This is a genomic window from Salinisphaera shabanensis E1L3A (assembly GCF_000215955.2).
Classification (GTDB): domain Bacteria; phylum Pseudomonadota; class Gammaproteobacteria; order Nevskiales; family Salinisphaeraceae; genus Salinisphaera; species Salinisphaera shabanensis.
The window spans coordinates 21,102-32,723 of the sequence record NZ_AFNV02000007.1 but is presented as its reverse complement, the minus strand read 5'-3'; the positions used below and the strand labels follow the sequence as shown (position 1 = coordinate 32,723).

Annotated in this window: 8 protein-coding genes; 2 read left to right on the top strand and 6 right to left on the bottom strand. The window is 62.1% G+C overall.

Annotated elements, in window-relative coordinates:
- The first annotated feature begins 80 nt into the window (after positions 1-80).
- Positions 81-893: an SDR family NAD(P)-dependent oxidoreductase gene (locus SSPSH_RS05635; RefSeq protein ID WP_006914992.1), complete on the top strand. Its 813-nt coding sequence runs from the start codon at positions 81-83 to the stop codon at positions 891-893.
- A gap of 73 nt (positions 894-966) precedes the next feature.
- On the opposite strand, the gene SSPSH_RS05630 is transcribed toward SSPSH_RS05635, so the two are convergent.
- The 6 genes from SSPSH_RS05630 to fadI all read right to left on the bottom strand — a co-directional run bounded on the left by SSPSH_RS05630 (position 967) and on the right by fadI (position 10,604).
- A complete protein-coding gene (locus SSPSH_RS05630) occupies positions 967-2,418 on the bottom strand; it encodes an NAD-dependent succinate-semialdehyde dehydrogenase (RefSeq protein WP_006914991.1) in 1,452 nt (483 codons plus the stop codon).
- Positions 2,419-2,629: 211 nt separating this feature from the next.
- Positions 2,630-3,193, bottom strand: coding sequence for a thioredoxin family protein (locus SSPSH_RS05625; RefSeq protein WP_006914990.1), 564 nt, complete (start codon positions 3,191-3,193; stop codon positions 2,630-2,632).
- A gap of 109 nt (positions 3,194-3,302) precedes the next feature.
- Positions 3,303-4,487, bottom strand: a complete 1,185-nt coding sequence (locus SSPSH_RS05620) for a CaiB/BaiF CoA transferase family protein (protein ID WP_169729871.1) — start codon at positions 4,485-4,487, stop codon at positions 3,303-3,305.
- Positions 4,488-4,559: 72 nt separating this feature from the next.
- Positions 4,560-6,827, bottom strand: coding sequence for an acyl-CoA dehydrogenase (locus SSPSH_RS05615; protein WP_275450704.1), 2,268 nt, complete (start codon positions 6,825-6,827; stop codon positions 4,560-4,562).
- Positions 6,828-6,934: 107 nt separating this feature from the next.
- A complete protein-coding gene (gene fadJ / locus SSPSH_RS05610) occupies positions 6,935-9,190 on the bottom strand; it encodes a fatty acid oxidation complex subunit alpha FadJ (protein ID WP_006914987.1) in 2,256 nt (751 codons plus the stop codon).
- 46 nt (positions 9,191-9,236) lie between these two features.
- Positions 9,237-10,604: an acetyl-CoA C-acyltransferase FadI gene (gene fadI, locus SSPSH_RS05605; protein ID WP_006914986.1), complete on the bottom strand. Its 1,368-nt coding sequence runs from the start codon at positions 10,602-10,604 to the stop codon at positions 9,237-9,239.
- 179 nt (positions 10,605-10,783) lie between these two features.
- Between fadI and SSPSH_RS05600 the strand changes: the two genes are divergently transcribed.
- Complete coding sequence (locus tag SSPSH_RS05600; RefSeq protein ID WP_021031469.1) at positions 10,784-11,398, top strand: TetR/AcrR family transcriptional regulator; 615 nt, start codon at positions 10,784-10,786, stop codon at positions 11,396-11,398.
- Positions 11,399-11,622: the final 224 nt, after the last annotated feature.

The window sequence follows — 11,622 nt, the reverse complement described above, 5'->3', positions numbered from 1 at the left end:
GCCGCCCCGAGATCGATCGCGGCACGCTACTTGGAGAGGCGGGAAAAGACCGTCACCGGCCGCTACGCAAAGGAAACCGCATGAAGGATTTGAACAACAAGGTCGTCGTCATCACCGGCGCAGGTTCCGGAATCGGGCGCAGCTTGGCCAAACTCTGTGCGAAGCGTGGCGCAAGACTCGCCCTGTGCGACGTCGATACGGCCGGCCTGGAACAAACCCGCAGCGAATGCGCGAATGCGAAGGTGCTAACCGGCGTTGTGGACGTGTCCGATCGTGCGGCGGTCGAGACGTTTCGCGACGAGGTCGTTGCCGAATACGGCCAGGTGGATCTGGTCGTCAACAACGCAGGCGTCGCCCATTCGCAAACCATCGAAGACACGACTTACGACGATTTCGAATGGATCATGGGGATCAACTTCTGGGGCGTGGTGCACGGCACCAAGGCCTTTTTGCCCGAACTCAAGAAGCACAGTGGTAGCGCGCTGGTGAACGTGTCGAGCGTATTCGGCCTGATCAGCGTGCCCACCCAGGGCACATACAACGCAACCAAGTTCGCCGTGCGCGGGTTTACCGAGGCGCTTCGTCACGAAACCGCGGATAGCGACCTGCACGTGATGTGCGTACATCCGGGCGGCATCAAGACGGGCATTGCCCATTCCGCCCGTTTTTATGTGGGCCCGGACGGCGGCAACGACCAGGGCAAGGCCGCCGGGGATTTCGTCAACAAGATGGCGCGCACGACGCCCGATCAGGCTGCAAGCAAGATTTTGAGCGACCTGGGCAAACGCAAGGGCCGATGCCTGATCGGCGTTGATGCCCAGGTTATCTCGGCAATCTCACGGCTGGTACCGGTCAACTACTGGCGGGTAATGGGCCGGCTGCTGCCCAGCTGAACAAAGCCGGGGGATAAAAAAGGCCGCACAACCATCTTGTGCGGCCTTTTTCGTGCGCGAACGCCGGCTGCGATCAGATCGCGGCCGTGGTCACGAAACGCGTTTCCAGATAAGACTCGATCGCTTCGCTGCCGCCTTCCGAGCCGTAGCCGGAATCCTTCACGCCGCCGAACGGTGTTTCCGGCAAGGCCAGGCCCAGATGGTTGATCGAGATCATACCGGCCTCGATTTCCTGACCGATCCGATGCGCTGTCTTCATGGATGAGGTGAAGGCATAAGCCGCCAGGCCGTAAGGCAACCGGTTGGCCTCGGCAATCGCCTCGTCGGTGTCCTTGAAGGTATTGATGACCGCGACCGGCCCGAACGGCTCTTCGTTCATGATCTTCATGTCATGGGTGAGCCCACTCAGCACCGTCGGCTCGAAGAAGTACCCCGGCCGGTCCGCCGTCTTGCCGCCGAGATGGACTTCGGCGCCGCGCTGCTTGGCATCGTCGATCATATCGCCCACGGCCGTCGGACGCCGGTCGTGTACCAGCGGACCCATGCGGGTATCTTCTTCCAGACCGTTGCCGATCTTGATCGCCTTGGCCGCGGCCACGAACTGCTCGACAAACTGTTCATAGGCGCCCTCCTGAACCAGAAAACGCGTCGGCGAGATACACACCTGGCCTGCGTTCATGAACTTGCCGATGCTCGACATCTTCACCGCGGTTTTCATGTCGGCATCGTCGAACACGAGCGTCGGCGCGTGGCCACCCAGCTCCATGGTGTTGCGTTTCATATGCGCGCCAGCCAGTGCGGCCAGCTGCTTGCCCACGGCGGTCGAACCGGTAAACGAGATCTTGCGGATGACCGGATGCGGAATCAGGTATTCCGAGATTTCCGACGGCACACCATAGACCAGATTGACCACGCCCGCGGGTACGCCGGCATCCACATAGCACCGCAGTAACTCGGCCACCGAAGCCGGTGTGTCTTCCGGGCCCTTCAGAATGATCGAACAACCCGCGGCCAGCGCGATGGACACCTTGCGCACAGCCTGATTCAGCGGGAAATTCCACGGCGTGAAGGCAGCTACCGGGCCGACCGGATGCTTGGCTGCAATCTGCTGCACATTATCGGCCCGTGCCGGAATCACCCGGCCGTAAATACGCTTGGCTTCTTCGGCGAACCAGTCGAGCGTGCCTGCCGCACCGAGGGTTTCGCCGCGCGCTTCGCCCAGCGGCTTGCCCTGCTCGATAGTCATCAGGCGGGCGATATCGTCAGCGCGCTCGCGCAGCAGATTGGCCGCTTTGTTGAGTATGGCCGCGCGCTTGACCGCGGGCACCGTACGCCAGTGTTTGAAGCCGGCGTCCGCGGCTTCAAGCGCTGCATCCAGATCGGCCTGTCGCGCATGCGCGTGTTCGCCGATGACCTCGCCGGTAGCCGGGTTGATCACGGGCAGCGTTTCGCCGCCCGCGGCCGCACGCCACTCGCCGTTGATCAGCAGCGATACGGTGGGATAGGCCTTCTCGTTATCAGACATCAGTACTCCTCTTTTTCATTATCGAACGCCGCAAACCATATACCGAGTAAACCGTTGTTGTCGCTCATGGTGGCCGTGCATGGGCGGGCAAACGCGTCTTGCCAATACCGCGCGCAAAAAAAACGCCGGTCGCTATGCGAACCGGCGTTCTTTCAACTGCCAATCGAACGGGCCAAGGGCTCGATCGATTCATGGCCAAGCCGCTATCGAATCAGGCGGCTTTCCATTTGATGCTGCAGCCCTGGCTGGGCACCTGAACGTCTTCAGGAATCATGTCGCCTTCGAGCAGCGCATCAAGCGAGGCGCGCAGTTCAGCACCGGTGATGGCCACGCCGTTTTTCGGACGCGACTCGTCGAACTGGCCGCGATAGGCACATTTGCCATCGCTATCGAATACGAAGAAATCGGGCGTGCAAACCGCATCGTAGGCCTTGGCTACGCCTTGGCTTTCATCATAGAGATACGGGAACGCGAACTCGCGGCTCTCGGCAAACACCTGCATCTGCTCGGGGCCATCTTCCGGGCGCTCGGCGATATCGTTTGACGAGATGGCGACGAAGCCAATGCCTTGCGGCTGGTAGTGGTTGGCCACCGCCACGATCTCATCAATGATATGCAGCACGTACGGGCAATGATTACAGATGAACATCACCACTGTGCCTTGCTCGCCGGCGACGTCGTTAAACGAAACCGTCTGGCCGGAAACCGTATCCGGCAGCGAAAAATCGGGCGCCTTCTTGCCCAGCGGCATCATCGTCGAGTCAGTAAGCGACATGAGCGATCCTTGTTTGTAAATGCTGGTTGGCAGTTTATCCACTGTGTCCGGGCAACCCAAACCAGGCGCTCGCTATACACCGCTTTCACGCCCCCGATGTCAGTTGCGCCTAGAGCAATCGCTCGTTATCCGCGCCAAGCGTCGGACTGGGCGAAAGCGCCTCGCGGGGCGCGTCGTCGAAACGCAACGGGCACCCCAGCGCTTCGCCCTGCTGCATCGCGCGTGCCTGCACCTGGGGATGCGCGAGTGCTTCTTCGAGCGTCAGCACCGGTGTGGTACAGGCATCCGCATCGGCTAGCAGCGCCACCCATGAATCGCGACTGCGCGTGCGAAACAGGGCTGCCAGGCCCCAGTGAACCGGCCGCGTCAGATAGCGTGCGCGACGGGGATCGGCCAAGGCGGCATTGATGCGATCGGCCCATCCCGACGTCTTATTGGCGCGCGCGGTTTTGGGCTTGCTTGAACCGGGCGGTTTCGGCGACCGGGATTTTGGGCTGCCGACCGGGGACAATCGTTCAAGCAACCGTGCGAAGAACTTCGGCTCAAGCGCCCCGACCGCCAGGTAACGCCCGTCGCGGCACTTATAGACGCGGTAGTTGGGCAACGCGCCGGTGAGCGTATCGGCCCCGCGCGGTTGCGTCTGCCCGAACTGCTGGCGCGTAGCCATCGCCACCGATTGCAACGCGAGCGAACCATCGAGCATGGCGGCATCAACAAAGCTGCCCTGGCCGCTGGCGCGTGCCCCAATGACCGCCGATAGCACGCCCACCGCGCAGGTCAGCGCCCCACCCGCCAGATCGGCGATCTGGACATTCGATATCGCCGGCGCCGCACCCGCGTTGCCGACCTGATCGAGCACGCCCGACAACGACAGATAATTCAGATCATGCCCGGCCGCCTGCGCTAATGGTCCCGTCTGGCCATAACCGGTCAGCGCGGCATAAACGAGTTTGGGATTAAGCGCGCGCAATGTTTCATAACCACAGCCGAGCCGCTCCATCACGCCGGGCCGAAACGACTCGATCACCACGTCCGCATCGGCCACCAGGCGCTTGAACGCTGCCACGTCGCCCGGGTCGCGCAAATCCAGCGTGACCGATGCCTTGCCGCGGTTGACCTGCTCGAACAACGCCGGCGAGAGCGTGCGCGCATAGTCGCCGCCGTTCGGCTCTTCGATCTTGATGACCTCGGCGCCGAGTTGTGCCAGCAACTGCGTGGCATGCGGCCCCGGCAGCAACCGGGTCAGATCGAGCACCCGTACGCCGGCCAGTAGCGAGTTGCCCGATTGGCTCATGTCAGCGTCTTCCGTCATGGCTGGTGCGCTCTGTCTATGGGATCAAGTCAGCCGCTCGGCTTTTGCATCACCTCAAGCGGCATGCCGGCGATCGTCTCGGGTGGCCTGAACGGCCCGGTCGAAGAATTCGCTTTCGCTGAACACGTCGACATCGATCGCAGCCATGCGAGACTGGCGTGCCGCAGCGACCTGGTTGGCCTCATCGGCATTCAGCACACCGGCCTTTCGTGCGGCGTCGGTCAGGCTGTCGGGATCGCCCGCCGGCAGACGACCGTCCTTCTGTGCCGCCTTGATGCGATCGACCAGCGGTGCGGCTTCGCTGACACGATGAAAGGCCTCGAAAAGACGTCCGACGCCGGAGTCGGTGTTCTCCGGCATGAAGATATCGGCATTGAGTCGTTCGCTCTGGGCATCCATGCGCTGTGAAACCGCCGCACAGGCGACGGCCATACGATCGTCCGGCAAACGCGCCAGGCGATTCACGCGCAGCAGGGGCAATGCGACCCAGCGCAGCAGTTTGCCGAGTGGCCCTTCGAAGTTTTCGTAAATGCCTTCGAACGCGTCCTGCACCTTGGCCAGACTCAGCCGCAGCGCATAGTCGACGAGCACACGATCTTCCGCCTGGCGGCCTTCGGCCTCAAAGCGCTTGAGCGTGGAAAAGCCCATGAGCATCCACGCCAGTGCATCCGCATAGCGGCCGGTGAGATTGCCGCGCATCTTGAGCTTCCCGCCCACGAAGAACAGCGCCAGATCGGTAAACAGCGCAAAACGCGATGCCGCCCAGCCGAGTTTCTTGTAGTAGCGCCGGGTGTGCTTGTCGACATCCGGCACGCGCACGAACAAGCCGCGAGTCAGACCGTGACCGAGCGTACGGCCCATGTTGGCGACAAAGTGGCCGATCCAGCCGCGCATGCCCTTCGAAAATGCGGCTGAATCATCGTTTTCGACGGCGCGCACCACTTCCAGCGCATGCGGATGACAACGAATCGCCCCCTGGCCGAAGACCATGAGGGTGCGCGTCATGATGTTGGCGCCTTCGACCGTGATTGCGACCGGCGCGCTGCAATAACCGCGGCCGATGATGTTTTTCGGCCCCTGCATGACGCCCGCGCCCGAAAACACATCCATGGCATCGGTCGCACACTGGCGTGCCAGCTCGGTGGTATAGGCCTTGAGCACGCCCGACACCACGGGCGGGTTGATGCCGTCATCGACCGCGCTACAGCCGAGCACACGCGTGCCCTCGGTCATATAAGCCAACGCGTTGAGACGGCCGATAGGCGTTGCCACACCTTCCATACGACCAATCGCCAAACCGAACTGCTGGCGTACCATCGAGTACGCGCCGGTGGCCGCAGCAATCGTGCGCATGCCGCCAATCGCCGAAGCCGGCAACGACACCATGCGCCCGCCCGCGAGGCTTTCCATGAGCATGCGCCAGCCCCCGCCTGCCTGGTCGCGCCCACCGAGAATATTGTCGGCATTGACCACCACGTTCTCGCCAATCAGCGGGCCATTTGGGAACGCTTCGCCGATAGGCTCGTGGCGATCGCCCTGCTTGAGGCCGGGCGTGCCGGCATGGATGAGCACCACGGTAATGCCCGGCGCTTCGCCCTTGCCCAGCAGGTTGTCCGGGTCACGCAGCCGGCAGGCCAGCGATATGAGATTGGCGACCGGCCCCAGGGTGATATAGCGCTTGGCGAAATTCAGCCGTAGCGATACGTCGCCGTTGTCGTCGCGAAATGCCTCGGCGTCGGCCGTGATCGAGGCGGCATCCGAACCGGCGGTGGGTTCGGTCAGCCCGAAACACGGCAGATAGTCGCCGCGCGCGAGCCGCGGCAGATAATGCTCCTTCTGATCGTCGGTGCCGTACTCGACCAGCAGTTCAGCCGCGCCCAGTGTGTTGGGAATGACCACATAGGTCGACAGAATCGCGGAGTGCGGCGTGACCTTGGCCATGACCGCCGAGCGCGCCAGCGTCGAGAAACCCTTGCCGCCGTACGCCTTGGGGATGATCAGCCCGAAAAAGCCCTGTTCGGCCATGAAGTCGAGGATGTCGTCCGGCACGCGCCGGCTCAGGGCAATCTCATTGCAGTCGGCCCGCGAGAGCAGCTCGTTGACCGGCCCGTCCATGAACGCCTGTTCTTCGGCGCTGAGCCGGCCGTAGCGGGCGTCCAGCATGCGCTTGAAATCCGGATGCCCGGAAAAGAATTCGCCGTCGATCCACACATCGCCGGCTTCCAACGCCTGGCGCTCTGTATCGGAAATACGCGGCAAAACGTTGTTGGCCTGCATCCAGTGCATGAGTTTTTCGAACATGGCTTGGCTCCGGGTCGGTATTGAGCAACAAATCGCGCACGGGGCGCAGGCTCGTTATTCAGGGTGTCTCATTGACGGACGAGGCCGCCCGCCGAGAGACGTAGGGGAAAATGACGAACAGGCGATCTTCACGGGTAGAACCGTCGATGCGATTCGGCTTGTGCCTTCGCCATGGTCTTGAGCAACGGCGCCGGTTCGAACCGGGCGCCATGGCGCTCGGCAAGCGCTTGCAAACGGTCGACGACCCGGCCCACGCCGAAGGTATCGACATAGCGAAACGGTCCGCCGGTAAATGGCAGAAAACCAAGGCCGAAGATCGCGCCGATATCACCTTGCATGGGGTCATCGATTATTTGTTCGGACAGGCAATGGGCCGCCTCGTTGACGAACAACAGCGTGCAACGCTCGACGATCTCGGCCGCGCTCGGCGCCCGCACGCCTTGGCGGTCATCCGCGAGCAGCGTGGCCAGCTCCGGATTGACTGGCCGCTTCGCGCCCTTCTTGCGCTTGGCCGTGTAATCGTAGAAACCCTTGCCGGATTTACGGCCGAGATAGCCCGCATCGATCATCTTGGCCGACGCATCAGGTGCGGCCATGCGCGGACCAAACGCGGCTTCGAGAATCGGACCGACCTTCACACCGACATCCACGCCCACTTCATCGAGCAATGTCAGCGGGCCAACCGGGAAACCGTAGTCCACCAACGCTTCGTCGATGGCTCGAACACTGGCGCCCTCGGCCAGCAAACGGGCGGCCTCGTTCAGATACGGTGACAGCGCGCGCGTCGTATAAAAGCCAGGTCCGTCGCGGACCACGATTACCGTCTTGCCTTGAGCCTTGCCGAAGGCGACCGCTGTGGCGATCGTTTCCTTCGATGTCTTGTCGGTTGCGATGATTTCGAGCAGCGGCATCTTCTCGACCGGCGAGAAATAATGCAGGCCGATCACGTTCTCGGGCCGTTTGGCGCGCGCGGCGATATCCGAAATCGGTAGCGACGATGTATTGGTCGCGAAAATGCAATCGGGGTTGCCCTGCGCATCGGCTGCGGCTTCCACGTCGGCGAGCATGGCCTGCTTGAGTTCGAGGTCTTCGAACACCGCTTCGATGACGATATCGGCAGCGCCGATGCCGCTGTAGTCGGTCGTCGCGGTCACCTGATACAGATAGCGATCGGCGGCCGCGCGCGTCATCGCCTTGTTGTGCACACGCTTGTCGTAAAAGGCCCGCACATGCTGCATGCCGCGGGCGAGCCCCTCGTTGCTGACATCCTTCAGACGAACCGGCAAGCCGGCCTTGTCGACGGTCACCGTTGCGATACCTGCGCCCATCAGACCCGCGCCCAGCACCCCAACCTGATGCACGTCGCGCGGCTTTACATTCCTGCCTACGAAGGTCGCTTTCTTCAGCGATTCCGTGGCGTGATAGACATGACGCAACGCTTTCGACACGGGCCCCATGGCCAGCTCGCCAAACGCCTTGGCTTCAACCGCGAAGCCGGCTTTCACGCCTTGCGCGTAACCCGTCGCGACGACCCCGATAATGCGCTCCGGCGCCGGGTAATGCCCGTGCGTCTTGGCACGCAGGGTCTTGCGCGCCTGGTCGAACAGCACACGGCGCCCGGCGGGGTTGTCCTCGAGTGCCGCGTTCGTGAGCCCGCCCACACCGGCGCGCATACGGCCTTGCGCACGCTGAATCAGCGAAGCCGATGCGGTGGACGAACGCTTGCCCGCGATTCGGGCCTGGCGAATGGCTTCCATGAGCAACGCTTCGGGCGCCACGACCTGATCGATGAGCCCGATCTTCTTCGCTTGCGCTGGGCGCAGCTTTCGCCCGGTGAGCATGAGATCGAGGCCAGTGGCGATACCCACAAGCCGTGGCAGACGCTGGGTGCCACCGGCCGCGGGTAGCAGACCAAGCATCACCTCCGGCAGGCCGAGCGCGGTCGCCGGCGTTTCGGCTGCGATACGCACATCACAGGCCAACGCCATTTCCAGACCACCACCGAGACAGCTGCCCTCGATCGCGGCGACCACCGGCACATGCAGTTTTGACAAACGAGAGAAGCCCGCCTGCCCCCGCAAAGACAACGCCTCGACCTCGCCGGCACTCTTAACCTGCTCGAAGAGGCCGATGTCCGCGCCCGCCAGAAACGAGCCCGGCTTGTTCGAGATCAGTACTACGCCAATCACTTCGGTGTCGTGCTCGATGGTTTCCAGCACATGATCGAAGGCATCCGCGAAATCGGCCTGGATCGTGTTCTGGCGTGCGCCGGGCACGCCGAAACGCAGGACAACGATGCCGTCCTCGCGTTTTTCCAGTTGGAAAAGTTCGTCGCGCCCTTGAGTAGGCGCCGCTGGCCGGGCTGTCGTGGTGTTATTACTCATAGGACCTGTGCTTGAAATCGGATCGGTTCGGGGGTGGCCGTAGCGCTCAGTCGCGTTCCAGAATCATGGCCGCGCCAATGCCGCCGGCCGCGCAGGCGGTGGTCATCGCCAGACCGCCGCCGCGGCGTTTGAGCTCGTGGGCGGTCTGAATAAGGATGCGTGCGCCGGTCGCGCCAAACGGGTGGCCGAATGCGATCGAGCCGCCGTTCACATTAAGAATGTCGCGATCGATCGTGCCCAGCGGCGCCTGCCCGGTCATGTCCGGAAGATAGGTCTTCGATTCCATGCCGCGAATATTGGCTTCGACCTGTGCCGCAAACGCCTCGTGCATATCGATCAACGTGAGATCGGATAACGACAGCCCGGCCCGCTCCAGCGCTAGCGGGGCCGCCAGAACCGGCCCCATCAACAGATCGCGCTCCGGCGTTTTCGCGGCAAAGGCATAGCCGCGGATATAGGCCAGCGGCTCGTAGCCGAGCGCCTTGGCACGCTCTTCGCTCATCAGAATCATCGCGGCCGCGCCATCGGTGAGTGGGCTCGAGTTAGCCGCGGTCACACTGCCATTGGCGCGATCGAATATAGGCTTGAGCCGGTCGTAGCCGGTGCGTTCGCTATTCGTTCGTACCAGGTTGTCGTCGCTCACCGGCACGGTTTTGCCGTTGTTGGCGACGAACGCAGTCATACGTTGCGCGTCCAGTCGGCCGTCGGCCAGCGCAGCGGCGGCGTTGGTATGCGAGGCATGCGCCAGGTCATCCTGCTCGGCGCGGGTGACGCCCCAGGTCTTGGCCATCTGCTCGGCCGACTCGCCCATGGTCTTGCCGGTTGAATATTCGGTAATCGAGGGCTTGCGCGGGATCAGGTCTTTCGGACGCAGCCGTGTGAGTATCTTCAGGCGGTCGCCGTTGGTCTTGGCCTGCGATGCGTCGCGCAGGGCATCGGCCAGACGCTTGGATAGCGGCACGGAGATATCCGACGTCGAATCCGTACCGCCGGTCATCACCACGTTTGCGTTACCCAACGCGATGGCCTCGGCGCCACTGGCCGCGGTCTGAAAGCTGGTGGCACAGGCTCGGGTGATCGAATAGGCGTCGGTACGCGCATCCATGCCCGAGGCGAGCACGATTTCACGGGCAATGAACGGCGCCTCCGGCTTCATGACGGTCATACCGAAGATGGCCTGCTCGATGTCGCCGGCAGCCAGACCGGTACGCGCCAACACTTCGGCCGCCGCCATCGCGCCTAGATCCACTGCGTCCTGATCGCGGAACGCAGTAGCGATACGCGTGAACGGAGTCCGCACTCCCGCCACGACGGCAATGCGGCCGTTCGGGCCGTTCAGACCCGCCGATCGCTTGCTCGCTACAGAGGTTTTCTTGCGCGCCTTGGTGGCTACCGCGCCGTTTTGTTCTGCCATGAATTCATCTCGATAACGCGAAACTGTAAATTTGGTTACACTCTAAGAGTGACGGATACGTTGCTGCTACGAGCGTTATTCTTAGTCGCTTACATTGAATGATGTCAATTAAACCGAGGCACGATAGCCGATTACATTTATATGTGTAATTTAATGTTCACTCTCAAACCGGCCTTTTTATGAGCATTTCTCCTTTGCCGACCGGCTCTTCGCGGCAAAAACCCAGCGCGGCTGCCCGCGCACGCATCGAGAATGCCGCGCTGGATCTGTTTGCCGAACGCCCATTTCACGAGGTGCGGCTTGACGAGATCGCGCGGGCTGCACGTGCTTCGCTACAGACCATCTATCGCCACTACGGCGATAAGCAGGCCTTGCTCGATGCCTGTGTACTTCATTGGGCGAACGCACTGGCCGCACGCATGACCGATCATCTTGCCGGCATAGAGACGTACAAGGATCGGCTGCGCAAAGTGTTCTGGGTGGTACTCGACTTTTTCGAACAGCATCAGAAGGTCGCACGCATGATTCTCGGCTCGGTGTACCCGGGTGCCATGCGCTATGACGTGACCGACCAGCAGCGACGGCTGACCAATCTGTTTCTCGAAGTGCTCGCCGAAGGGCGCGAACGCGGCATTCTCAACGATCAGGTCAGCGAAGCGATCCTGCTCGACTACTTCTATGGCGTATTGGCACGCCTGATTCAGATGCAGAGCATGCGACGACAGGAACCGCCGCTCAGCGCCCAAGTCAACGTGCTGTTTGAGATGCTCTGGCGGGCGATTGCGAAGCCCTGAGCGGCTTTTGGAGAGAATAACGCCTGTTCGGCTAGCGGTTGCGCTCAGTTGCCGGCGTAAGAACGGCGGTGGACTGCGGCGCTTGGATGGGCAACAAACCAAGACTCGCCATCCCAATAACCCACACCTGCTTCTTTATTGGCGATTACCGAGAATGTTCGCGCACCCGGCGCATCCGACGGTGTATTTAATTCAGGGCTCCAGAAAGCGATTGGCAAAAGGCT

Coding starts and splice junctions, on each gene's coding strand:
- fadI (WP_006914986.1), bottom strand. CDS start 10,604: ATGGCAGAACAAAACGGCGCGGTAGCCACCAAGGCGCGCAAGAAAACC.
- SSPSH_RS05620 (WP_169729871.1), bottom strand. CDS start 4,487: ATGAGCCAATCGGGCAACTCGCTACTGGCCGGCGTACGGGTGCTCGAT.
- fadJ (WP_006914987.1), bottom strand. CDS start 9,190: ATGAGTAATAACACCACGACAGCCCGGCCAGCGGCGCCTACTCAAGGG.
- SSPSH_RS05625 (WP_006914990.1), bottom strand. CDS start 3,193: ATGTCGCTTACTGACTCGACGATGATGCCGCTGGGCAAGAAGGCGCCC.
- SSPSH_RS05630 (WP_006914991.1), bottom strand. CDS start 2,418: ATGTCTGATAACGAGAAGGCCTATCCCACCGTATCGCTGCTGATCAAC.
- SSPSH_RS05635 (WP_006914992.1), top strand. CDS start 81: ATGAAGGATTTGAACAACAAGGTCGTCGTCATCACCGGCGCAGGTTCC.
- SSPSH_RS05600 (WP_021031469.1), top strand. CDS start 10,784: ATGAGCATTTCTCCTTTGCCGACCGGCTCTTCGCGGCAAAAACCCAGC.